The sequence below is a fragment of the Singulisphaera photorubra genome (genome assembly GCF_045290345.1).
In the GTDB taxonomy this organism is placed as follows: domain Bacteria; phylum Planctomycetota; class Planctomycetia; order Isosphaerales; family Isosphaeraceae; genus Singulisphaera.
This window is the reverse complement of the sequence record NZ_CP155447.1, coordinates 1,179,529-1,201,360: the sequence shown is the minus strand read 5'-3', so window position 1 is coordinate 1,201,360 and position 21,832 is coordinate 1,179,529. Positions and strand designations below refer to the sequence as shown.

General features: G+C 61.5%; 24 protein-coding genes and 1 pseudogene. 19 read left to right on the top strand and 6 right to left on the bottom strand.

Annotated elements, in window-relative coordinates; all coding sequences use genetic code 11:
• Positions 1–39: 39 nt before the first annotated feature.
• From V5E97_RS04545 to V5E97_RS04530, 4 genes are all read left to right on the top strand, one after another.
• Positions 40–1,191: a hypothetical protein gene (locus V5E97_RS04545; protein ID WP_406698099.1), complete on the top strand. Its 1,152-nt coding sequence runs from the start codon at positions 40–42 to the stop codon at positions 1,189–1,191.
• Positions 1,192–1,333: 142 nt separating this feature from the next.
• On the top strand, positions 1,334–1,804 hold the full coding sequence (locus V5E97_RS04540; RefSeq protein WP_406698098.1) for a hypothetical protein: 471 nt from the start codon (positions 1,334–1,336) through the stop codon (positions 1,802–1,804).
• A 169-nt stretch (positions 1,805–1,973) separates the two neighbouring features.
• Positions 1,974–2,189 (top strand): hypothetical protein, encoded by a 216-nt coding sequence (locus V5E97_RS04535; protein ID WP_406698097.1) that lies wholly within the window; start codon positions 1,974–1,976, stop codon positions 2,187–2,189.
• A gap of 55 nt (positions 2,190–2,244) precedes the next feature.
• Positions 2,245–3,405 carry a cysteine desulfurase family protein gene (locus tag V5E97_RS04530; protein ID WP_406698096.1) on the top strand — a complete coding sequence of 387 codons (1,161 nt, stop codon included), beginning with the start codon at positions 2,245–2,247 and terminating at the stop codon, positions 3,403–3,405.
• An 87-nt stretch (positions 3,406–3,492) separates the two neighbouring features.
• Here the strand turns inward: V5E97_RS04530 and V5E97_RS04525 are convergent, their stop codons facing one another.
• Together V5E97_RS04525 and V5E97_RS04520 are read right to left on the bottom strand one after the other, a co-directional pair.
• Positions 3,493–4,812, bottom strand: coding sequence for a M16 family metallopeptidase (locus tag V5E97_RS04525; protein WP_406698095.1), 1,320 nt, complete (start codon positions 4,810–4,812; stop codon positions 3,493–3,495).
• Positions 4,813–4,865: 53 nt separating this feature from the next.
• Positions 4,866–6,605, bottom strand: a complete 1,740-nt coding sequence (locus tag V5E97_RS04520; protein ID WP_406698094.1) for an RNA polymerase sigma factor — start codon at positions 6,603–6,605, stop codon at positions 4,866–4,868.
• 197 nt (positions 6,606–6,802) lie between these two features.
• Between V5E97_RS04520 and pelA the strand changes: the two genes are divergently transcribed.
• Both pelA and V5E97_RS04510 read left to right on the top strand, forming a co-directional pair.
• The gene (pelA, locus tag V5E97_RS04515; protein ID WP_406698093.1) at positions 6,803–8,047 is read left to right on the top strand and encodes a pectate lyase; all 1,245 of its coding nucleotides are present in this window, start codon (positions 6,803–6,805) and stop codon (positions 8,045–8,047) included.
• A 457-nt stretch (positions 8,048–8,504) separates the two neighbouring features.
• Positions 8,505–9,164, top strand: coding sequence for a dioxygenase family protein (locus tag V5E97_RS04510; protein ID WP_406698092.1), 660 nt, complete (start codon positions 8,505–8,507; stop codon positions 9,162–9,164).
• A 1,164-nt stretch (positions 9,165–10,328) separates the two neighbouring features.
• Here the strand turns inward: V5E97_RS04510 and V5E97_RS04505 are convergent.
• Together V5E97_RS04505 and V5E97_RS04500 are read right to left on the bottom strand one after the other, a co-directional pair.
• Positions 10,329–10,757 carry a DoxX family protein gene (locus tag V5E97_RS04505; protein WP_406698091.1) on the bottom strand — a complete coding sequence of 143 codons (429 nt, stop codon included), beginning with the start codon at positions 10,755–10,757 and terminating at the stop codon, positions 10,329–10,331.
• 12 nt (positions 10,758–10,769) lie between these two features.
• Complete coding sequence (locus V5E97_RS04500; RefSeq protein ID WP_406698090.1) at positions 10,770–11,474, bottom strand: DNA alkylation repair protein; 705 nt, start codon at positions 11,472–11,474, stop codon at positions 10,770–10,772.
• 563 nt (positions 11,475–12,037) lie between these two features.
• On the opposite strand from V5E97_RS04500, the gene V5E97_RS04495 reads away from it, so the two are divergent.
• From V5E97_RS04495 to V5E97_RS04475, 5 genes are all read left to right on the top strand, one after another.
• A complete protein-coding gene (locus V5E97_RS04495; RefSeq protein ID WP_406698089.1) occupies positions 12,038–12,601 on the top strand; it encodes a dihydrofolate reductase family protein in 564 nt (187 codons plus the stop codon).
• Positions 12,602–12,907: 306 nt separating this feature from the next.
• Entirely contained in the window at positions 12,908–13,105 is a 198-nt protein-coding gene (locus V5E97_RS04490) for a hypothetical protein (RefSeq protein ID WP_406698088.1), read from the top strand.
• Between the two features lie 282 nt (positions 13,106–13,387).
• On the top strand, positions 13,388–13,765 hold the full coding sequence (locus V5E97_RS04485; protein WP_406698087.1) for a helix-turn-helix domain-containing protein: 378 nt from the start codon (positions 13,388–13,390) through the stop codon (positions 13,763–13,765).
• Complete coding sequence (locus tag V5E97_RS04480; RefSeq protein WP_406698086.1) at positions 13,732–13,935, top strand: YodC family protein; 204 nt, start codon at positions 13,732–13,734, stop codon at positions 13,933–13,935. The genes V5E97_RS04485 and V5E97_RS04480 overlap by 34 nt, the downstream gene beginning before the upstream one ends.
• Before the next feature lie 595 nt (positions 13,936–14,530).
• Positions 14,531–15,802, top strand: coding sequence for a transposase (locus V5E97_RS04475; protein ID WP_406697977.1), 1,272 nt, complete (start codon positions 14,531–14,533; stop codon positions 15,800–15,802).
• Between the two features lie 23 nt (positions 15,803–15,825).
• On the opposite strand, the gene V5E97_RS04470 is transcribed toward V5E97_RS04475, so the two are convergent.
• Positions 15,826–16,197 (bottom strand): hypothetical protein, encoded by a 372-nt coding sequence (locus V5E97_RS04470; protein WP_406698085.1) that lies wholly within the window; start codon positions 16,195–16,197, stop codon positions 15,826–15,828.
• Positions 16,198–16,408: 211 nt separating this feature from the next.
• Here V5E97_RS04470 and V5E97_RS04465 point away from each other — a divergent pair.
• The 4 genes and pseudogenes from V5E97_RS04465 to V5E97_RS04450 form a co-directional block, all read left to right on the top strand.
• A pseudogene (locus tag V5E97_RS04465) lies at positions 16,409–16,552 on the top strand (IS66 family insertion sequence element accessory protein TnpA); the annotation flags it as partial.
• 89 nt (positions 16,553–16,641) lie between these two features.
• On the top strand, positions 16,642–16,938 hold the full coding sequence (locus V5E97_RS04460) for a pectate lyase (RefSeq protein WP_406698084.1): 297 nt from the start codon (positions 16,642–16,644) through the stop codon (positions 16,936–16,938).
• Positions 16,939–17,227: 289 nt separating this feature from the next.
• The gene (locus V5E97_RS04455) at positions 17,228–17,467 is read left to right on the top strand and encodes a FitA-like ribbon-helix-helix domain-containing protein (RefSeq protein ID WP_406698083.1); all 240 of its coding nucleotides are present in this window, start codon (positions 17,228–17,230) and stop codon (positions 17,465–17,467) included.
• Positions 17,464–17,985 carry a type II toxin-antitoxin system VapC family toxin gene (locus V5E97_RS04450; protein WP_406698082.1) on the top strand — a complete coding sequence of 174 codons (522 nt, stop codon included), beginning with the start codon at positions 17,464–17,466 and terminating at the stop codon, positions 17,983–17,985. The genes V5E97_RS04455 and V5E97_RS04450 overlap by 4 nt, the downstream gene beginning before the upstream one ends.
• A gap of 214 nt (positions 17,986–18,199) precedes the next feature.
• Here V5E97_RS04450 and V5E97_RS04445 read toward each other — a convergent pair whose 3' ends face one another.
• Entirely contained in the window at positions 18,200–18,661 is a 462-nt protein-coding gene (locus V5E97_RS04445; protein WP_406698081.1) for a hypothetical protein, read from the bottom strand.
• Positions 18,662–19,137: 476 nt separating this feature from the next.
• On the opposite strand from V5E97_RS04445, the gene V5E97_RS04440 reads away from it, so the two are divergent.
• From V5E97_RS04440 to V5E97_RS04425, 4 genes are all read left to right on the top strand, one after another.
• Positions 19,138–19,965, top strand: coding sequence for a PEP-CTERM sorting domain-containing protein (locus V5E97_RS04440; RefSeq protein ID WP_406698080.1), 828 nt, complete (start codon positions 19,138–19,140; stop codon positions 19,963–19,965).
• Positions 19,966–20,325: 360 nt separating this feature from the next.
• Positions 20,326–20,577 (top strand): hypothetical protein, encoded by a 252-nt coding sequence (locus V5E97_RS04435; protein ID WP_406698079.1) that lies wholly within the window; start codon positions 20,326–20,328, stop codon positions 20,575–20,577.
• Complete coding sequence (locus tag V5E97_RS04430) at positions 20,538–20,891, top strand: helix-turn-helix domain-containing protein (RefSeq protein WP_406698078.1); 354 nt, start codon at positions 20,538–20,540, stop codon at positions 20,889–20,891. Before V5E97_RS04435 ends, V5E97_RS04430 begins: the two co-directional genes overlap by 40 nt.
• Positions 20,892–21,133: 242 nt before the next feature.
• Positions 21,134–21,337, top strand: a complete 204-nt coding sequence (locus V5E97_RS04425) for a YodC family protein (protein WP_406698077.1) — start codon at positions 21,134–21,136, stop codon at positions 21,335–21,337.
• The last annotated feature ends 495 nt before the right edge of the window (positions 21,338–21,832 follow it).

Sequence of the window (21,832 nt, the reverse complement as noted above, 5' to 3'; positions counted from 1 at the left end):
ACCGCCTCATCATCCCAATCCTTACTCGAGAGGTAGGAGATGCTCCGATACCCCAGCCGGCATTACATGAAGATTCGCATTCTTTTTCTTGTGATTCTTCTGGCCGTGTCTGCGTTCGCATCCAGGCCCGCACGGGCGGCCAGCGACTTGAATAAAGAGCTGGCCGAGATGGCCAAGAAGATCAAGCTGCTCCTGGATCAGAAGGGGCTGGATGCGATCGCCGTCGGAGACTTTACCGCTCCGGCGAAGCTGGCCGCAAGCGCGGGTCCCGCGATCGCCAAGTGCCTGGCCGAAGAGCTCAAGACGCTGGGTGTCACCGTGAAGCGCCGGGCCGAGCTCGAGGTCAACGGCCGCTACCAGGACGTCGACGATAAGGACACCAAGCTGCTCGCAGTCCAGATCAAGGCCCACATCGTCGACCATTCCGGCGACGAGGTCCTGACGCTCGAGCCGAGGGCGATCTTCAACATCACGACCATCGCCTCGTTGACTGGCGTGACCGTGACGATGCCCGCCGACGGCACCGACGCGGAACGGAATGAAGCCTTGGCCGATGCGCTCGACCAGCCCGAGGTCCACCTGGCTAGCACCCGGATCTCGGCCGCCACCGACAGCCCCTACGCGATCGAGATCCAGGTCAAGACGAACGAGGGTTATCGGCCCCGGGCCGCGTCCAAGGACGAAGACGGACTCGCCTTTTTGAAGATCCGCCGGAGCGAGATCTACGCCATCAAGTTGATCAACGACTCCCCCCATGACGCGGCTGTGACCGTGACGATCGATGGTTTGAACATCTTTGCCTTCAGCGAAAATAAGAATTACACCCATTACATTGTGCCGAGCAAACAGTCACTGCTGGTCCCGGGCTGGCACCGGACGAACCAGGTGTCCGACTCGTTTCAGGTGACCGAATACTCCAAGAGCGCGGTCGCCGAGGCGTTGTCCAACTCCCAATCCGTGGGCACGATCACCGCGTCGTTCGCCGCCGCCTGGGCCAAAGACGCGGAGCCCCCCGACGACGAAGCGCCCGGCAGGAAGGGGGGCCGCAGCGGCGACGCCACCGGCAAGGGACCGCCGGTGGACTTCAAACTTGTCGAAGTGGTGCGCGACGTTGGTCGGCTTCGTTCCTCGGTAAGTGTTCGCTACAACAAGGAAGAAGATCCGAAAGACCTGCCCGGCGGGAAGCCTTGAAAGTCAGTTACCTCACCACGGAATTTGCGGAAAATTGAAATGATTGAAAGCGTGAGGGAATTTATGATTCGCTTCTGTGTTGTCCCTGATTGAAATCGGCTCTGACCCTTCCCTCGTAGACCCAGACCCGAAGGAGAACGCCATGAAGTCGACGAAGATTTCGAGACCAGGACTCAGACTTGGCCTTGGCCTGGCATTCGCGATTGGGATCGCGATCGCCCCGGCCGTCACGTTCGCCCAGGGCCTTCGCCAGTACTACGATACGACCTGGAACTACAGCCAGGCAAATAGCTACTACTATGTGAACTATTACTACCAGACGGTGCCGACCCAGACGACCTACGACTATCACTACTGCATCTACTACCCGTCGCAGACCAACTACATCTACTACTACAACCCGAGCACGCAGGCCTATTGGGGCCGGTACGAAATCGGTTCGAAGGGGGAGAAGCGCTACTCGATCCTGGCCCAGAAGGATCGCAAGAAGGACTTGAAGGACATCCCCGAGTCGGCCTTCCCCGAACCGGCCAGCATGCCCACGATCCCAGGGGCCAAGGACAAGGTGACGATTCAGCCGCCCCCCGAGAACGTGCCGAAAGAGAAGAAGTAAGGCGCCCGCCCGTGCGCAAACGTCGCCAAATCTCGGGACCGGCGCCTCACTTCTGGGGAGGAGCCGGTCCCGTTCTCGTTCGAGGCCCAGGGCGAGCGGGCACTATTGCGCTCGGCCTTTCGCGAGATCAAGGTTCCCTCGAGCGCTCCGGTGTGTTAGGTTGAAAACCATGTTGGAGAATGTGTTTGGAGCTATTTGGTCGGTCGTGACGCTTCCCTTCCGGCTGGTGGTCTGGGTTGTCGAGACCCTGGGCCGACTGTCAGGGTTGGCGTTCGGATTTGTGTTGATGGTGGTGGGGGTCGCCCTCTGGGCCGGGCCCCTCTATCTGATCGGCATTCCCTTGTTCGTTGTCGGCCTGGTGCTGACGCTTCGCTGCGTGGGCTGATGGATGACTCTCGGCTCTTTCTCTTTGGATCTGGCTTAAAACGCCCGCGCAAGTGATGCCGCAACCGATCTATCTCGACCACAATGCGACGACGGCCATCGCCCCCGAGGTTCTCGAGGCGATGCAGCCCTACTGGCTGTCGCCGGGCAATGCCGAGAGCCGGCACGCTTACGGCCGCGCGGCGAGACGCGGTTGGGAGGAGGCCAAGGATTCGGTCGCCCGGATCTTGGGGGCCGAGCCGGGGGAGGTGATCTTCACCTCGGGGGGGACCGAAGCGAACAACCTGGCGATCTTCGGCCTCGCAGGCGCTGAGGGGGATCCTGGCCACGTCGTCTCCAGCCCGATCGAGCACCCGGCCATCGCCGAACCGATCGCTCGTCTCGAAGTGGCCGGATTCGCCGTCGATCGCCCGGCCGTGAACGCCGAGGGACTGGCCGACGCCGAGAAAATGGCCGCCACTTTCCGCGCGGAGACGCGGCTGGCGACCTTGATGCTCGCCAACAACGAGACCGGCGCGATCGAACCAGTCGCCCGTCTGGCGAGCCTGGCCGAGGCGCGGGGAATTCCGGTCCACACCGACGCTGTGCAGGCCGTCGGCCGGATCCCGGTCGACTTCCATGGCTTGGGGGTCGCCACCCTGGCGGCCAGCGCTCACAAGTTTCACGGGCCGGTCGGCGTCGGCCTGCTCCTGGTCCGTCAGGGGATCAAGCTTGGCTCACGCCTGTTTGGCGGTGGCCAGCAGCAGGGGCGGCGGCCGGGAACCGTGGCCGTCCCCTTGGCCGTCGGCCTGGCCCGGGCCCTCGAATGTTGGCAGGCTGAATCCGACGCCCGCCAGGCCCGTTGGCGGGACCTCCGCGACCGGCTCGAGTCGGGCCTGATCGCCGCGCTCGGCCCCGATCGCGTCATCCGCAACGGCCCACACGACGACTCCCAGCGCCTGCCGCAGACCTTGAACCTGGGCCTCACCGGCCTCGACGGCGACGCCCTGCTCATGCAGCTCGACCTGGCCGGCATCGCCGCCTCGCTCGGCTCCGCCTGTGCCAGCGGCTCGACTCGCCCCTCGCCCACCCTGGTGGCGATGCGCGTCCCCGACGACCGCCTCCGCTCCTCGGTCCGCTTCAGCCTGGGAGCCGCCACCACCGAAGCCGAGATCGAGGCGGCCCTCCCTCGGATCATCGAGGTCGTCAGAAGAATTGCCCGGGCCGGCGAAGCATAACCCAGTGGCCCTTGTGCTCGGGGCGATCGAACTCTCGCCCCGGAATGGGTTGGCGAAGCCGTGACGATGTTACTGACGATTGATTGTTTATGGATTTTTTGTGATCAATGCGGCCGCACTTCGGTCATGCGCGAAGATTTCCTTCGCGGCACGGCGGAGGTCTTGTTCCGTCACGGTCCCCAACGCTTGAGTGAGTCGGGCCGAGTCGATTCCGGACTGTTCGCGTCGAGCGAGTGAGAACGCCACTCCGTAGAGATTGGTCATGAGCAGAGCGTCGGGGAGGCTGGCCGTCCCCAGGAAGAATCCGAACGTCTGCTGGGCGGCGGCCGCTTCGTTGGGGCCCAGTGCTGGCTTGGCGGCTTCGGCCACGAAGTTTTCCAGGCGATCGCGCGTTTGGCGGTGAGTCTCTCCACGCTTCAAGCGGGCTGTGACGCTCAGCACGGCGGGGTCATCGAGCACGGGAAAGTGAATGGGATTCCGGCCGGGCTCGCCATCGAGCTTCGAGGAACCTGTCCACAGTCGGCTCACGAGCACGAGGAATGGCGCGTAGAGATCGCTGGCCGGATCGGGGGCCTTGTAAGCGAGGCAAACCTCAGGCTGAGCCTGCGGATGCCCGACTGCCAGCTCTTGCGACGCGCCGAATTTGGGCGGACCGGGTTCGGCAGGGGGAGGAATCTCCTGGCCTGATGGGAGCTTGGCGAACGACTCCTCGATCGAGGCGACGGCCGTGGCCGGATCGATTCCCCCGGCCAGGACGAGGATCGCGTTTCTCGGCTTATAGAAGGACTCGTAGCGCAATCGAACCTCGTCCAACGTGATGGCGGAGAGGTGCTCGGGTCGTCCCCCCTTTCGGCCTCCTTGCGGCGTGGGCCGGATGAGCTCACGCGCCTGATTGAGAGCGCCGAGGGAAGGGATCCGGCCAAACATGTTGGCCACTTCATCGAGGACGCGTGGTCGCTCGCGGTCGAGGTCCAGGGCTGTCAGGCGAAGATCTCCCATCCGAGCGGCCGCCTCGCGCAGCTCTTCGTTGAGGTCGGCTTGGGGGAACACGGTCGCCACGACGGTGTAGCGGTCTCCCGTCTGTGCGTTGCAACCCGAGCGATACCGCCCGAAGAACTCCTTGGCCGTTCTCGATTGCCCCGTGCCGGCTGCGCCAGTAATGTAGACGTGCTCAATCAAATGGGCCATTCCCGATCGCCCTTCGGGGTCGTGGTCTCCACCGACCTTGTAGAGCACGACCATCGCAATTTCCTTGGCGCCTTCGATCGGACGGACGATCGCTGTCAGGCCGTTTGCCAATTGGACCCGTTTCGGAACGGCCTCTTTCGTGTCCGACTCCTCCCCGTCGGAGTGGGCGGTACAGGCGAGCGAGACCAAGAGGAGGGGTGCCCATTGACAGAATCGCATCCGAAAGTCTCCTTTGCCGTATGGGGAGGGACAGGGTGCCACTTGTCATCACGTCAGTTCGCCCGGTCGCGACGGTACATCAGCGGAAGGATGGCGAGGGGGATCAACAGGCTGAGCCCAACGATTCCGGCCGTAACCCAGCCCGAATGGGCGATGTACCATTGCATGCCCTGGATGAGCGGATGGTCGAGGAGGAGCGCCTTGGCGGCCTCATCGTTGGCGTGCCGAGCCCAGGCTTTGCCCCCCACGGCATACTCGTGGGCGATGGCCACTCCCCCGATGGCGGCGTGCCAGGCGGCCGCGCCTCCACCACTCGCAACGTTCCAGGCGAGGGCCGCTCCGCCACACGCCTGCCAGCCCAACGCGGCTCCCCCCACCGCGAAGACACCGAGGCCGAGGCCGCCAACCCCTACGAGCCCCAACGCGACTCCGCCGCCGGCGATGAGGCCGACCGCGATCCCGCCGAGACTGACCACGCCAACCGTTCGGCCCCCGATCGCGACGGCCGCTCGAGCCTTCGAGCCGATGGCCAGCAAGAGGCCGTGGGCGTCGTCGCCGATCGCGACCCAGCCGCGTGCCACGCGGCGGCCCGTGGTGAGATCGCCGGGGTCGGTCGATGGCCGTGGGTCACTGACGTTGATATCGACCAGCGGATACCCGAGGAATTCGATCCGGCTCCGGAAGACACGGCCCCGGAACCGGGCCGAGAGGGCCTTGAGTCCGACGCTCATGGCGGTGTCGTTGGGTTCGTGGGCCACACCCGGCGCGGCCAGCACGCGTTTGACCTTCCGGACCATGCGGATCGACTCGAACCCGACGTAGGCCATGAACAGGAGGTAGCCCGTCCCCAAGGCGATCAGGTAGGCCGGCGGAGACATGCGGCTCGGCATCCGCGCCAACCCATAAACGCCGGCCGCGAAGGCGATCGAGGCCATGAGGATGCGTCGGCCGCTCCGCAGCATGAGGTCGCGTTCAACCTTCGTGCGGGCGACTTGAGCCGGCAGCCAGCAACCGAGCCACCCTCCCAGCAGGCCGACCAGAGGACCGAGGAGACCACTAATCAGGCCGCCCGCGAGCCCGCCCCCCCCTGCCCCCTTCGCGGCCCCGGCCGCCGCCGCGCCGGCGACCGCGGCTTTTGTGCCGGCCGAGTGGGCGGTCAGGCCGGCCATGACGGCGACGGTGAACCCACGACCCGGCCGGGTCCGCCGGAGTCCGTTCTCGACCAGGCCTGCCACGCGCTCGCGGAGCATTCCTCGTCCCCGTGAGAGCCGTTGCCTGACCGCCTCTTCGCTGAGTTCGAGCGCCGCGGCGATGTCGGCCACGGCCTGGTCGTCGCGGTAGTAGAGGATCAGCGGTTCCCGGTAGGCTTCGGGGATCTGCTCGAGCGCCTCCCAGACGAGCGATTCTTCTTCCCGGGAGACCACCTCTTCCACGGGCCCTGGCTCGTTGGTCGTCGGTTCAGACATGTCGTTCAACTCGAGCGAGGTGGCCCTCCCCGACGCTCGCGAGGCCTTGCTCCAGGCGTTCTTTCCGAGATTTCGCGCGATCCCGCAGAGCCAGGGGCGGAGGCGATCCGGCTGCACGAGCGAGGCCCGCTCACGCCAGGCCGCCCAGAAGGTTTCCTGGGCCACGTCCTCGCTGAGCGCAACGTTGCCACAAACGTTGTACGCCACGGCGGAGACCAGCGACTGATACCGTCCCACCAGGACTTCGAACGCGTCCGCGTCTCCCTGGCAGACGAGTCGCCACAGGTCCGAGTCGGGCAAATGTGGCTTCAGTCCGGGAATCTTCATGTCCGTCCCTTGGTTAACGTCCTGGCAAACTTAGCGAAAAGGGGCCCGTCCGGCACCTCTGCAAATCAGTGGCGTGACCTCGAGGAAAGGTGACAAAGTTCTTTCGCTCGCCCTCAACATTTCTGTTAGCCTCCGCGTCCTCGGGATAAAATTTGGGACGGTTGATCAAATCAGGCTGTCAGAGGGTCGAGACAACCATGCCGCGCCACTGTCTTCTTAGAAACGCCCTGGCCGTTGTCGCTCTCAGCGGAACAGTTCTGCTACCGGCAATTTATGGCCCATCTTTGCTCACGCAAACGTGCGATGCCAGCTTGGTTCATGGGGCGGTTCAAAACGCGGAAGAGTGGAAGGCGATCTCGGTGGATGGGTTCCAGAGCAGTGCGCATCACTGGCGGAACATCCGCGACGCGGGACGTTTCATCCAGGCCAATCCCGGACAGCCGGCCTACTCGCCCAGCCAGGTGCGCGAGATCGTGGCGAATCTCCTGCTCTTTCAACGCGACAACGGCGGCTGGCCGAAGGACTTCGACATGACCGCGGTTCTGACGGCCGATCAACGGAAGGAAGTCCTGGCAACCCGCTCCCGATCGGACACCTCGTACGACAATGGCAACATCCACTCGCAAGTGGACTACCTGGCACGAGCCGTTGCCCAGGCGGAGGAACCGGCCTGGCGTCTGGCCTGTGAACGCGGCCTTGATTTCCTGCTGGCCTCACAATATCCCAACGGCGGCTTTCCGCAACGGTTTCCGAACCCGAAAGAATTTCATGGACATATTACCTTCAATGACGGAGTCATGATCGGCATTCTGGAAGTCCTTGATGACGCCGCCGAAGGAGCCGCGCATTTCCGTTGGCTCGACGTAAGCCGGCGCCAGCGCGCTCGCCAGGCCGTGCAACGAGGAATTGGCTGCATTTTGAACTGCCAGATCCGCGAAGGCGGAGCATTGACGGGTTGGTGCCAGCAGCACGACGAGACGACCTTTGAGCCCCGTTCTGCCCGTACCTTCGAACTTGCTTCACTCTGCCCTCAGGAAACGGCCGAGATCGTCCGGTTACTGATCCGTTCGAAGGCGCCGAGTCCGGCGGTCTTGGCCTCGGTTGAGGGGGCGGTGGATTGGCTCACCCGGGTCAAATTGCTCGGTGTTCGCGTGCAAAAAGTGAAAGCGCCTCGCGAGGAGTTTTTGCGCCACTCCGCCGATTTCGACACCGTCATTGTCACCGACCCGAAGGCCAGGCCCCTCTGGGCCCGCCACTACGAGATCGGTTCCAACCGGCCTGTCTTCGCCGGCCGCGACGGAATCAAGAAGTACGCCTTGGCCGAGATCGAACGCGAGCGCCGAACGGGCACCGCCTGGTATGGCTCGTGGCCGCTCGCACTCGTTGAGACGGAGTATCCGCAATGGCGTCGTCAGGTCGAGGGGAAGCTCCCGTCCCCATAAGGCCCCGGGCGCTGTTCGCGAACAGGTGTCGCGGCGACTATCATTCGGGAATGGATTGAGCGGGCGATTCGCAGACATCTAATCGAGTGTTCATGAATATCACACGCGTTCGAGTTCCTCCCCTCGAACGCGGTCGCTGTTCCTCTTGAGGTTCGAGAAGGATCGAATAATGAGGCGAATCGTATATTGCTTGCATAATCTGTTTGGGGGGCGGAAAGAGGGGGGCATCCGCACCGCCACACCGGTGCCCCCTCCCTTCGCCTAAGGTCGAGAGCATCATCACGCAAACATCGTACGATTCTCTGGGTTCACGGTCCGGTTTCGAATCGATCGACACGATTTTTCGTTGTGGGCCGGAGTGGGATTGAATAGTGTCATAGCCAAGCCGCACCAGTTCGGTGGCGGACATTCCCAAGGGGCTCGGCCCGGCACTCTCCTATCCGAGGGGGCTCACATCATGTATATGCCGACGACTGCTCATCGGGGCTACATGCGATTCCCCGGGGCTCTCAACGACTGCGACGGCTTCCTCCCTGCACTGCTGATCGCCGTCGTTCTCGTTGGGGAATACTTTGGGGCTGGTGTCGCCAAGGCTCAGGACGAATTCCCGGTCCCGGATAGCCCGTCGGCTCCGCCTGCGAAGATCACGATTCCCCCCAAGGGGGAGCCAGGCAAGCCGCTGGTGATCTCCGGGACGATCTATCAGCCGGACGGCAAAACACCGGCCGAAGGCGTGACCCTCTACGTCTTCCAGACCGACGCCAAGGGGGTCTACTCCCCCGATCAAGAGGACGGCAAGCCGCCGAAGCCCCGGCTCCAGGGATGGATGCGGACCAAGGCCGATGGGCGGTACGAGTTCCGCACGATCCGGCCGGGAGCATACCCAGGCGGCGACACTCCGGCTCACATCCATGCCGGTGTCTATGGGCGGAGCCTCCGCTATTGGATCAATGATTATTGGTTCGCAGACGATCCGCTCATCACCGCGAAGCAGCGCAAGAGAGTCGATGAGCCCGAAGGCAACGGCAAGGTGATCGTCATTCTGAATCGCGACGACGGGGAAGTCTGGCGAGGGATCCGCGACATCACTCTCAGGAAGGCCGGGCCAATCCGCTAAGTTGTCATGCGCCAGGACCGTCGCCATAAAATCCGGCCGCCCTGGCTGGCGGTGACTTGCTCACGTGCGGGATATCCGCGTGATGACGGACGGCCACATTTGAGGAAGAATTCAGTCCGTCTCGCTCGATCCTCAAAGCAATTCAGACGACCTTGAGTCTGGCGAGTGTCTCTCTCCTCTTGTCATCCTCGCTTCGGCGCGTCAAGACCCTCTGCCAGCTTGTTCGATGCGGACATGGGGCCGGCGGCTGAAATCCAGCGTCCGCGATGGCCGCGGCTTCCTCGGAGCGGCGGGGCCTTCGGTTCGGCCTCGGCAGTCGCCTTGAGGTCCTCCGCGAACACGAAGAGATGATCTTGTCCGGGAGCATCGCCTCATTCGCTGAGTCGCCCGTAGATATGGCGGATCGCTATTGGGGATATATCATTAGTATTACTGTGATTTAGACAAGATGAGATATGACATAGTATCCTGCAAAAATAATCTTGTCTCGCTTGCGCAGACCACGTAAAAAGTTAGGGATGTCCCGTTTTTGCTCGCCCGGAGTGGTCGCGTGCGAATGTTTCGGATGACAACGCGAATGTTAATGGCCATCATCGTGGTCGTAGCCCTGTCTGTGGCTTTCGTCATCCAGCATGGCCGCATGATCAGGGAATCGGCGATGCGGGTGAAGTACGAGGAACGATTGCACGACGCCCTCATCCCCAGTACACTTCGAGCCCCAGCCATGAGGCCCCCATAGGGGCAGTTGGTCGAGCCCATGAGCGCGACACTATTGGGGATATTCGTTAGTATTGCTGTTATTTGGGCGATATGGGGTATTTGTTGTTGTTATGCAGAAATAATCTAGTCTGGTTTGCGTAGAAAGTGTCAAGAATTAGGAATGTGACGTATTCATTGACTGGATCGTGAGCCCGCTGTCGGACCACTGATGCCGTCGCCGGCGCCAGAGGTCTTGGAGAGCAGGATTGGCGGTACGTGGCATCGTCTGACTCCGGGGGACGAACAAAATGGTCCGTCTTCCAGGCTGTCAGGCGGCACAAGACTGGTTATTTCGAGCGCTTACCTCAATCGTGGTACGTCCTCCGCGCGATCCTGCTGAGCCCCGATCCATCGGCATGGAGTCGCACGGATCGGTGGGAGGCGCAACCGGGAGGCGTCAGGAGCTCACTCGGCCACGAGCGGCACGAGGGCGCGGAGCTTGCGGTCGCGGAGATACAGCCCGAGCCATGCGATGACGCCGACAATGACCGGCACGAAGAACATCCCGTCCTTGGCTTGGACGTGGGTCGCCACTGCGCCGCCCAGGTAGGCGAGCATAACGAGGCCGCCGAGGTAGCGGGTCTTCGGGATGAGGTAGAGGACGAACATTGTCAGTTCGATGACCCCGAGTGGCAGGGCGGAGCCGGCGGGGTAGGTCTTGGTCCACTCCTCGATGAAACCCTGGGGCTGGGCGATCTTGAAGTAGGCGCTCGGCAGGAACGGGAAGGCGAGGATGCCCGAAAGCACCCAGCCGGTCACTCGCTGCCATTTCGGGATAGGGCCGGTTGTTGTGTTCATGTTTTGGTGCCATTTTGGTGTCGGGTCAGTCGTCATGTTCATCTTTCCTCAGCCCTGCCGCGCCACCATGGCCGCCACCCACACCGGCACGTAGGGGGGCGTGCAGCCCTTGGACACCGGCCAGTCGCGGTACAGGCCGATCTTCTCGCCGATGGCGATTGCCCGCTTGCGGTGCTCGGGGTGGTGGATGCCAATCGCGGCAAGCGTGTTGTTCATCGTCCACTGCACCTCCGGCATCGCCTTCGGCATCTCCTTCTCGATGCGAACGAGCAGCGCAGGCAGGTCGAGGCCGTCACCGCCCTTGTTCACGCGGCTGGCGGTGAAGTTCCAGCCCGCGCGGGCGGCCCAGCGATCTTTCGCCATCATCCACTTCTCACGCAGCGCTTCCTTCTCGGGATGCTGTGCGACGACATAAGCGTTCAGCCAGTCTGCCACCTGTGCGCAAGTGGTAGAGCGAGTCAGCTTGTCGAGTTCGTCAGCGGAGAGCGACTTGGGCTTGATGATGAGCGTGGCGAGGAGTTGTGCTTCGACGTTGCCGGTGTCCCAGAGATTGAGGGCCAGTGCGTGATCGGTCTTGATCTTCTTGGCCATCTCGCGGATATCGCCTAGCTTCACGCCGAACTGGTTGTCAGGCGCGCCGGCCTTCGTGTTGTGGGCACGACGAGCGTTGTCGCCGAGGGACTCAAGCTGTGCGAGGATTTCATTGACAGACATGGCGACGATTGTACCCACAAGCCTGAGCAAGGCAAGCACGACCGTCGTTCCTCGCCAGTCGGTTGTGGTTATCGTCGCAACCGTAGCGGAGTTGGCGGTCTGAGGACCGAACGCACGAAAAGCCCCGGGCCTTCCGTAGCCGCGGGGCGAAACTATCTGCTCGTGTATCGAATCGGCCGGTCAGGCGACCAGCATGTTCCATGCGATCGAACTGCGGGTATGACTCCGGCTTCATCGGAACCTGCCCCCCCTCCCCCTTTTTTCTCGCTCGCTGCCCAAGGCTGGCTGGCCACCCCGAAATTCGGGAGATATTGTCGGAGGGACCTGCGGAAAGTACGATAGCAATAGTGCTCGGTACTCCGTTTGATCTGCGGATTTCGACCCGATCATGGACTCGTCGGCGGTGTGGGGAACTCGCCCTCGGTGGCATTGGGCGAGCCACCGACGTGGGCGTGTCGCAAACCACCGCGCAGCAGCGAACGCCGCGGACTCCGGAGCCGAACCGCGGGCGTCAAACGGTCGCGTCTTTTAATTTGCGAATGTGTTCGATTAACTCCTCTAGACTTGCCCAGCCCGCGAAATATCGGAGGTGCTCTTACGTAATGCGACCACTTCGGTACTCCATCAACGTCACATTGGACGGATGCTGCGATCACCGGGCCATTGTCCCGGATGAAGAGTTGCATCGTCACGCGGTCGAGAACCTCAACCGGGCCGATGCGCTCCTTTTTGGCCGAGTGACTTATGAAATGATGGAGGTAGCCTTTCGGTCGCCGGAGTCGACGGGAGCGATGCCCGACTGGATGCAACCCTTCGCCCGAACGATCAACACGGCAAGGAAGTACGTCGTGTCGAGCACCCTGGATCGGGTCGATTGGAACGCGGAACTCGTGCGCGAGGATCTGGCGAAGGCCGTTCAGCAGCTTAAGCGGGAGTCGGGTAAAGGACTGCTGCTGGGAGGTGTGACGCTCCCGCTTGCGCTCGCGGAACTCGGATTGATCGATGAGTACGAGTTCGTGGTGCATCCCAGAGTGGCGGGCCATGGGCCAACGTTGTTCGCGGGGATATCGAAGCCTCTCGACTTAAAGCTCGTGAGCCGGATGGAGTTCGGCTCGGGGGCGGTGGCGATGCGGTATGAGCCGACAAGGTCGCCATTCCATCTGTAGGGTTGCCAGCGGCGACCTGGCCGTGCCGCGTAATTCGTCTTTGCAGCGGACTCGCTTCGCCTGCCGCTGAACTCAACGTTAGGCTCTCGTAGCCGAGCGTTCGCCGGAAGAGAACAAAGACAGCCATGTAGGAAACGGTGGAAACGAGGGCGGGCAGCCTGGGGACGAAGTGGCCTCGGCATACTGGGTTTTGTTCGGATTCTGGGGACGAACCACGGGCCGATGGACCATCTCTGTCGCTGCAGATCACGCTCGCTACACTGGTAATATCAGGGGAGTGACCCCACATGGCCGGATCCGACGTTGGTGATCGGACAGAGCGCCACGGGGGGCAGAAAGGGGGACTGCTTCTTCGGCGTGGGGATCGACAGCCCGATCATCAGGAAAGATCCGGTGTTCTGCTCGACGGGCATGATCCGGGAGTCGCAGAAACTCGGCAGGGACGGGAAACCGCCGTTCGGTTCCGAGAGCGGGTACTGGTTCGCCTCCGTCTTCCATCTCTGAACCCTGAAGTGCGGACTCTGCGGGGCCGTGAGGGATTGTGCGTCGGACCTCGACCTTGCGAGCCTCGGAGACATGGCGGCGGAAGAGTTGATTAGGCGGATCAGGGAGAGGACCGACCGGGCCATCGAGCGGGTTGGGCACGAGGGTTGGCGACTCGTTGGCTACCCTTCAAAGCCGAAATTCGTGTGCCCCGCCTGCGAACGGGCCGGTGGGGGCACGTGACAAAGCGAGCGAGTTGAGGGTCAGGTCAGGAAGACGACTGGCTCGTGATTACCCGCCCAGGTGCCAAGGCAACTTGTCTCTCGACGGGAACCGTTGTCGGCGTGCAAGGCTGGGAGGAGCGTGCGCTTACCCGCGTCCTTCAAGGTCGAACCGGAGCGGTGCGGGTTGAGCCTGACCGACCTCCAAGCGAAGACCGGGATCGACCGGGCCACTCTGTCCAAGATTGAGAACGGCAAGGTGCCGAACCCCACCTACTCGACCCTGGCGGCGTTTGCACGTGCCTTGGGGTGCCCGGCCGAGTGTGGCGTCTACGCAAATCCCATCGGCCCAGGCCCAGACCGGGCATCGTCTGAGATCGCGGTCACCCCATTACGATCATCCCACCGGACTCAAGGGAGGCGGTCATGTCGATTCAGTCAGGCGACATCGTGCAGCTGAAGACAGGCGGCCCGAGGATGACGGCTGGCTTCATCAGTCCCGGGCAGGCAAAAGTGAACTGCTATTGGTTTGAGGGGAGCCAATTTCGGCACGCAGAGATCGAACGAGAAGCCTTGGAACCGGCCAAGCCCGAGCCAGATATTCCCGACTCGGTCGGCGGCCAACTCTAGCTCTCGCCGGGTGCCGCCGTTGGCACTATTGGGAGTATTTGTCAGTATTGCCGTTGTTTAGATAGTGTGGGGTATTGTGTAGCGTAATGCATAAATGGGTTGACGTGCGTATGTGTATCGCGTCAAGAATTGGGAGCGTCCCGTTTTCGCCCTTCGGGTGGCGTCGATCTTCGCCTTTGCCTCAGAGAGGTCATCGGCGGCCGAATCGAGGATGTCGGCGATCATGGGACCCGCTCCAGGTTGACAACATGACACTTGAATAAAGGGTCGCCATTATGGCTTGGCCCCGCGCTGGCTCTTGATCCGGTACACTTTCGCATCCAAGACTTTGTACTCCATGCTCGCAACGTCATTCCCCGTGAGCCACAAATTATGACACTCCTCGCTAATCCCGACAGTTTTCTGAGCCGATTCAACTTATCTTGACAGCAAGAGTTACAGCCTGCGTGCTGAAGGATGGAGACAAAGCCAATCCTTCTGGAGCACGCAGGCCATGGAGACCCGAAGGCCCCCAACTCTCACGATACCGATCTCGTGCTGCCCCAAGAAAGCTCCTTGTCCCACGTGTGGCAAGTTGGGGCGGCGAAAGGATGTCTTGAATCGCCAGATCCGTTCGATCGCCTACCATCAGGTCGTCTACCTCGACGTCACCTACGGCGAGTATCGCGCCCGCTGCCACTGTTGTTCCACGTTTCGGACCATGCCCACGAGCGTGGAATCCAAGGCCCGTTACGACAATAAGGTCCGCCAAGCCGTCCTCGACCGGATCCTCGAGGATGGCATGAGCGTCGAACGCGTCATTCAATCCATGCATCGCGACTTCCTCTTGGACCTGTCCGACGGTTTCGTCTACGACTGTCTCCTCCATCAGGCGGAGCGTCTCGACATGGCCGAGCATCGTCGCTGGGTACTCGAGCATTTTCGCGGGACGCTTTGCGTCGATGAACTCCATCTCGGTCGTTACGCTCTGCTGCTGGCGACCGACCCCCTGAACGACCTGGCCGTCGCCTTCGCCCTGGTCGCCAGCAACGACAAAGATCACATGCGGCGGTTCCTCAACAACCTCAAGACCTGGGGATTGGAGCCTGAGGTGGTGGTGACCGACGGTTCGGACATCTACCCGGCGGTATTGGCCGAGCTATGGCCGGCGGCACGCCATCAGTTGTGCGTTTTTCATGTCCTCAAGGATCTGCACAAACTGGTCCTGGACGCGTTGCGGCGGCTGCGGCGGGGACTGTCTCGACGCGGGAACCGGGGCCGGAAACGGCGGCGTGGGAGGCCCTCGGGGAGCCGCAAGCCGCGACACCGTTCAACCCAGAAGGAGAAGTCGACGTTTATCTTCAAGCATCGTTTCCTGATCGTTCGGCGGCGGGATCAGATGAGCCGCCAGGAGCGGATTGATCTGAACACGATGCTCAACGACCTGCCGGAGTTGAGACCGTTGCGACAGTTTGTGGACGACTTGCAAAGGTTGTTCGCGGAGAACCAGAGCGAAGCGACGGCCTGGCGGCGACACCGAAGGCTGACAACGAACCGCGACTTCCTCGCGGTGCCCGAATTGGCGAAGGCCGTGAAGAAACTCGGGCCGGAGAAGTTCGCCAAGATGATCGCGTTCTTGGGGAGCGCAGCGTGTCGACGGATGCGGACGAACAATCATGTGGAACGGATCAATCGCAAGCTCCGCCATGAGGAGAAGGCCCGCTACAAATGGCGGAGTCGGCGGACGATCGTGCGGTTCATGGTTTTGCTACTGGACCGTTACTGGGAGCGTGAGAAGGCGACACGAAGCCGCTGGCTGGACGAGGCGCCTCCAATCGAACTGGAGCGAGGATCGCCCAAAACTGTTCCGAGGCCTCGAGTCGCCTGAAAAATGGGCCGAGGCTGTCGGGATTAGCGAGGAGTGTCCAAATTATCCGCCTTTTGGAGTCGCCTCATAATCTCGAGCCACTTCTCCAGCCGATCGACGTGAGCCTTGATCACTGCGTCGCGTTCGCCAGGTGCATCGCTGAGGTCGAGTTGCGACTCCATGGAGCGCTTGGACCAGTCGGCAAGCTCGGCGATATCTTTGGGCAGGCGGGCCTTGTCGCCGGCCGGATCCATAATTACCTCCTCGACCCCCGCGAGATACTTACGGGCAACTTCCGCCTTGGCCTGCTTCAGGCCCTCCAACTCGTCCGCCTCCCCTACGGCGGTCGCGCGGGCAGCCATCACGACGGCGCAGATCGCAACGACTAGTCCGGCCATCGCTCGTCGCGCATTCATCGGTCTATCTCCAAAAAAAACGGTGAGTCCGAAAATCTAGGGCCAGCCTAACCGATCAGTAAGCGCTCGGTAAATCCATACTTGTCAGCATCGCTATCCTGCTGAGTTGGTCCTATTTCACCAACCCAGGAACCACCCCATGGCACCTTCCAAAGATCCCGGTCTCGAACTCGCCTGGCGGCAACGCCTCTTGCACTAATCCCAGAGCGGCCTGACGATCTCCGCCTACTGTGTTCGCGAATGTGTCACCTCGGCCTCCTTCCACGCCTGGAAACGTCGACGGGCCGTTCGGCATTCGCCCCCACACTTGGAGTCGCCCCTGTTCGTCCCCCTCAAACTCGACACGCTGCCGCGCCACGAGAGTCCCTCCTCTCGCCGTGGCATCGAGCTCGAGTTGACCCACCAGATTCGACTCCCCTCCAGAGCCCGGATGGCTCGCATGCGTTGTGTCCGCACTCGACGGCGTCCCACCCCAGGAGTCGACGCCATGATCATGCTGTCACCGACCCGAAGGCCCGGCCCCCCTGGGCCCGCCATTTCGAGATCGGTTCCAACCGGCCTGTCTTCGCGGGCCGCGACGGGATCAAGAAGTACGCCTTGGCCGAGATCGAACGCGAGCGCCGAACGGGCACCGCCTGTTATGGCTCGTGGCCGCTCAGACTCGTTGAGACGGAGTGTCCGCAAGGGTGTCGTCAAGTCGCGGGCAGAACGGGGGACATAGCGATTGTCGACAACTGTTGATAATCGCTATGCCCCCCTCCCCTTTTTTTTCGTCGCGAGAAGAGCGAGTGATCACCGGACTTAGAGCGAACGGCGTCGGCTGGTCCCCTCGCCAAGATCGAATCGAGCCAGCGAACCACCGCCCTGGAACCAGAGCGCTCCCCTGCCCTGCCCCCTGCGAACCATGACAGAAGCCTAATCCGAGTCCTTACCTTTCCCCTGTTCCCGGCCCGCCCCGATCTGCTATCATATTGTTAGTATCTCCTCGTTTCATCCTCGGGGCATAGCAGACCAGCAGGGAGAGACCGCCATGGCGCAACTTTTGATCCGCGATATTGACGAAGAAACCGTCACGCTCTTGAAGGCGAAGGCCGCCGCCAACCATCGCTCACTCGAGGCCGAATTGCGGACCATCGTCACCGCCGCCGCCAAGATGGTTTCCGTCGCGGAAGCCCGTGCCCAGGCCGACAAGATTCGGGAACGCATCGGACGCGGCGGGCGGATCCTCTCGGATAGCAGTGAATTGATCCGAGAGGATCGTTACCAATGAGTCTCACTCCAGGACAAGCCGACGAATCGTATTACCGCAAAAACCTGCCGTCGATCCCTCTCGGATTGGAAACGCGGACCGCCGTAAGGAACGTCGTCGTGGACGCCAGCGTGGGCGTGAAATGGTATCTCCCCGAGATCCATTCCAATCAAGCCTTGTTACTCTTGGATGATGCGTTTCACCGCCACGTTCCGGCCCACTTCGCCGTCGAGATCGCCAGTGCAGTCTGGAAGCGAGTCGTCACGCGGAGCGAGATCGAACCCGAGGAAGGGCAAGCCATCCTGGACGCTATCGGGGTCGCTCCGCTCGTCACCCACGCCACCGCCGACTTGCTCGATGCCACGTTCGCCCTGGCCGTGGGAACCCGCCGCTCGGTTTACGACTGCCTCTATCTCGCGCTGGCCATCCACCTGCAATGTCAGGTGGTGACCGTCGACGAGAAGTTCTATCACGCAATCAAGAGCGGCCCGTTCGCAATACATATCGTGTCACTGAATGAGCTTTTCCCCACCCCGTGACCGGTCGTCAAACTTCCTCGGGAGCCGGGATCGGCCATACGCTCGCCCGGTGCTCGCGGAGTGCCGCGATCATCGCTCGTCGCGGTCCTGCTTAACGCTATCCGAGAACACCCGGCCCCCGGCCTCGGGCCGTGTACACAGAGACGCGTACCAAGATCCCAGGATCTCCGAGCTTCAGGTGGTCGCCTTACGTGGTGCAAGGAGACCAATTCCTTCACGAACTCGCAATTCCGTTCTTCCGCCGGTTGGCGATCAGCCACATGATGGTTCCGCCAGCCAAGGCCAAGGCCAGTGAGATTAGCGAGTGGCCGACTGTGATGGCTCTGTTCACGTCAACGACCACCTGGATCACCCTACGATGAGCTTCCTCCGGCGACTTGAACACCTTTGGCCCGGGGCCGTTGATGGCGTCGTAGATCCGGATGATGTGACGAGTTGTCGGAAGTGCGTGGCGGATGTTCGGCCCTGCCCCGAATGCCAATACCATGGCGGCCCAGCCGAACAGTGTACATCCCAGGAAGAATGCCCGCGTCGAACCCCGAGATAGCAACGCGCCGACGGTCGTCGCTGTCAACGTCACGACGGCGAATGTGAACGCGTCGGCCATCGCAGGGGCGATGCCGACCGCGATGATCAACACGAGGGCCATCAGCCGCAAGATCGAGAATCTGGGCATCAAAGCGCCTCCCTACCGCCAAACGGCCTGAGAATCGGGAGTAGCCTGGTCGGCGGCCATGTACCTAAAGAGGGTAAGGCAGGATGTCTGGAGACGTTGGCGAGTTCAACGTTCATCGCCATTTTTACTAAATTGCCCAACCCTCGTCCCTGAAGTGCCTGACTACTATTGCTTGGTGGATGGATGATCACTGTGTCGCGTCAGAAATCGATGTCCAATCAATGGTAGGCCGAGGCGTTAGCGGGCGGCTTTAAAGGCATATTTCTTCTCGGCTTCTATAGTTCGCTTGCATGAAGCTGCGTTTGCTTGATGGTTTTATTGATGCTGTAAAGCTTGGTATTTTAGTGGCTTGCGGAGTGTGACAGAGGAAAAAGTTGTTGATTCCACACTCGTCTTGACGACCGAGAACGGATCGAGCTATAGTTCCACGCCCCCCTCCTCGATTGAGCTTAAGCATTCATCCAAGGATGGCTACGATGAGTCCTCAGTTCTTCCGCTTGGCCTTTTGTGCACTAACTTTCGTAGGGATGGTAGAGTCGGCAGTGGATGCCCAAGCTGCCCCCACATACACTGTGACCAACTTGGGTGGCACGTATGCTCTTATGCTTGGCGATTCAGCCCTGGTTCAGGTTAGCTCTGTCCAAGGCGAGGATGGGAGTCGATACAAATACGAAAAATCGACAATAACCTATATCTATGAAGATGTCCCTGACGTCGATCATCCCGGGAATTCAACAAACTACAGGTTTCAAAGTGGTTCTTACAAAACGGGATACTACTTCAATGCTGACCTTAGGGAGGACGGAGTCCTAAGCAACCCCGTGGTAACACCGGTCTTTCAACCATCGAATTCTGCGTGGGGCTATATATTAGCCGCCGGCTCTAACCCGGTCAACGACATCAACACACACGGGCAGGTTGTTGGTTCAAGCCAGCTCCATTTGCTGAGCGACCCGCTCAACGTATACCAAACCTATGCGGCGTTTTCGGATGTGACCGGTATGCCCCATGGTTATGATCCGGCGAATCCCACAAAGAGCCTCGACGCATCGGTCCTCGACAACCTGAACAACTACATCGCACAGAATCTCGGGATTTATTTGACGGGCGCGGTCGGCATCGATGAGCTAGGTCAAATCATCGCTAGAGGGGTTCGAGATGGACAGCAAGAGTATTTCCTTCTGACCCCCGACGGCCAGCCTGTCCCCGTGCCCGAACCCTCAGCCCTCGCCCTGGCACTTACTACCCTTCCTATAGGCCTGGGCTTCGCCTGGAAGCGTCGTCGCATGGCTGTGGTCGCCTGACGAGCCGAGCCCTGGCAAGTTGTCCAGTCGAGCCGTCGACCACGACCATCAAAGCCCCGTCGTTCCGAATGATCGCGGGCTGGCGGGGCCTTTCTATGCGGGGCCAGAAAATGGGATAGGGGGCAGAAAGGGGGCATAGCGATTATCGACAACTGTCGATAATCGCTATGCCCCCCCCCTTTTCTTCGCTAACGCGTAAATCAGACGCAGCCCTCGCCAGTTCCATGCCCACAACCCGGCCTCTTGCCGGGTTTTTTCGTGTGCCCAGAAAATCTGTTGTCTCTAGCGGTTTACATGTCGTTGTTGTTGGCGTATAGCTCAACAGTAGAATGCGGAGCGGGAGCCAACTGAGGAACTGAAATGCTCGACATTGACTACATCGACTGGGACGACGCGGACGACATGGGCGGCAAAGTCCAGTATATCGCTGCGGCGGACCTGACGGTTGACGAGGTCGAGGAAGTCCTGTACGACTCCGGTCACGACGTCGGCGTCTCGCGGAGCACTGGACGACCGGCCGTATCCCCACGAGGTCGAACCGCCCGGGTGACCGGGCCAGAGAGGTCGAGATCATGGAGACCAAGCGAAGCCGCGAAGCGTTGGCCAAGATGACTCCCGAGCAACGAGCGGCCGTCGAGGCGATCAAGGCCAAGCACAAGACCCCGGAGTACCGCGCCGAGGTCCGCAAGGAGTTTCCCCCGATCGAGGCCGATGAGGCCATCGCGGGATTGGCCGCGTCCTTCAAGGTCGAGCGGGAGCGGTCCGGGTTGAGCCTGAGCGACCTCCAAGAGAAGACCGGGATCGACCGGGCCACTCTGTCGAAGATTGAGAACGGCAAGGTGCCGAACCCCACCTACTCGACCCTGGCGGCGTTTGCGCATGCCTTGGGGTGCCGGGTGACGGTGGATCTGGAGCGGGCGGAGTAGGCGATTGGCCGTCTGCACGGCAATCTCTCGGCGCTCTCGGAGTCGCGATCGTGGCCAAGTCCGCCAAACCTCAGAGCAAAGTCCTCGCGGCCGTCGAACGCGAGACGCCCTGGGAACTGGCGGAGGTGCCCGGCCGAGTGTGGCGTGTACGCAAATCTCGTCGGCTCAGGCCCAGACCGGGCATCGTCTGAGATCGCGGTCACCCCATTACGATCATCCCACCGGACTCAAGGGAGGCGGTCATGTCGATTCAGTCAGGCGACATCGTGCAGCTGAAGACAGGCGGCCCGAGAATGACGGCTGGCTTCATCAGTCCCGGGCAGGCAAAAGTGAACTGCTATTGGTTTGAGGGGAGCCAATTTCGGCACGCAGAGATCGAACGAGAAGCCTTGGAACCGGCCAAGCCCGAGCCAGATATTCCCGACTCGGCCGGCGGCCAACTCTAGCTTACGCCGGGAGGGGCAGAAAGGGAGGGCATAGGATTATCGGCAGTTGGTGATAATCTCATGTCCCACTTTTCTGCCTCCGCCGTGGCATCGAACTCGAGTTGACCTACCAGATTCGACTCCGCTTCGACTTCTCTCCAGAATCCGAATGGCTCGCACGCGTTGTGGCCGCACTCGCCGGCGTCCCAACCCAGGAGTCGACGCCATGATCATGCTGTCACCAACCCGAAGGCCCGGCCCCTCTGGGGCCGCCACTACGAGATCGGTTCCAGCCGCCCTGTCTTCGCCGGCCGCGACAGGATCAAGTAGTACGCCTTGGCCGAGATTGAACGCGAGCGCCGAACGGGCACCGCCTGGTATGGCTCGTGGCCGCTCGCACTCGTTGAGACGGAGTATCCGCAATGGCGTCGTCAGGTCGAGAGTATGCTCCCGTCCCCATAAGGCCACGGGCGCTGTTCGCGAACAGGGGACGGGGCGACCGCCATTCGGGAATGG

Bases quoted from the DNA above. Each gene is read 5' to 3' on its own strand.
- V5E97_RS04545 (WP_406698099.1), top strand. From the start codon at position 40: ATGCTCCGATACCCCAGCCGGCATTACATGAAGATTCGCATTCTTTTT.
- V5E97_RS04540 (WP_406698098.1), top strand. From the start codon at position 1,334: ATGAAGTCGACGAAGATTTCGAGACCAGGACTCAGACTTGGCCTTGGC.
- V5E97_RS04535 (WP_406698097.1), top strand. From the start codon at position 1,974: ATGTTGGAGAATGTGTTTGGAGCTATTTGGTCGGTCGTGACGCTTCCC.
- V5E97_RS04530 (WP_406698096.1), top strand. From the start codon at position 2,245: ATGCCGCAACCGATCTATCTCGACCACAATGCGACGACGGCCATCGCC.
- V5E97_RS04525 (WP_406698095.1), bottom strand. From the start codon at position 4,812: ATGCGATTCTGTCAATGGGCACCCCTCCTCTTGGTCTCGCTCGCCTGT.
- V5E97_RS04520 (WP_406698094.1), bottom strand. From the start codon at position 6,605: ATGAAGATTCCCGGACTGAAGCCACATTTGCCCGACTCGGACCTGTGG.
- pelA (WP_406698093.1), top strand. From the start codon at position 6,803: ATGCCGCGCCACTGTCTTCTTAGAAACGCCCTGGCCGTTGTCGCTCTC.
- V5E97_RS04510 (WP_406698092.1), top strand. From the start codon at position 8,505: ATGTATATGCCGACGACTGCTCATCGGGGCTACATGCGATTCCCCGGG.
- V5E97_RS04505 (WP_406698091.1), bottom strand. From the start codon at position 10,757: ATGACGACTGACCCGACACCAAAATGGCACCAAAACATGAACACAACA.
- V5E97_RS04495 (WP_406698089.1), top strand. From the start codon at position 12,038: ATGCGACCACTTCGGTACTCCATCAACGTCACATTGGACGGATGCTGC.
- V5E97_RS04480 (WP_406698086.1), top strand. From the start codon at position 13,732: ATGTCGATTCAGTCAGGCGACATCGTGCAGCTGAAGACAGGCGGCCCG.
- V5E97_RS04470 (WP_406698085.1), bottom strand. From the start codon at position 16,197: ATGAATGCGCGACGAGCGATGGCCGGACTAGTCGTTGCGATCTGCGCC.
- V5E97_RS04455 (WP_406698083.1), top strand. From the start codon at position 17,228: ATGGCGCAACTTTTGATCCGCGATATTGACGAAGAAACCGTCACGCTC.
- V5E97_RS04450 (WP_406698082.1), top strand. From the start codon at position 17,464: ATGAGTCTCACTCCAGGACAAGCCGACGAATCGTATTACCGCAAAAAC.
- V5E97_RS04445 (WP_406698081.1), bottom strand. From the start codon at position 18,661: ATGCCCAGATTCTCGATCTTGCGGCTGATGGCCCTCGTGTTGATCATC.
- V5E97_RS04440 (WP_406698080.1), top strand. From the start codon at position 19,138: ATGAGTCCTCAGTTCTTCCGCTTGGCCTTTTGTGCACTAACTTTCGTA.
- V5E97_RS04435 (WP_406698079.1), top strand. From the start codon at position 20,326: ATGCTCGACATTGACTACATCGACTGGGACGACGCGGACGACATGGGC.
- V5E97_RS04430 (WP_406698078.1), top strand. From the start codon at position 20,538: ATGGAGACCAAGCGAAGCCGCGAAGCGTTGGCCAAGATGACTCCCGAG.
- V5E97_RS04425 (WP_406698077.1), top strand. From the start codon at position 21,134: ATGTCGATTCAGTCAGGCGACATCGTGCAGCTGAAGACAGGCGGCCCG.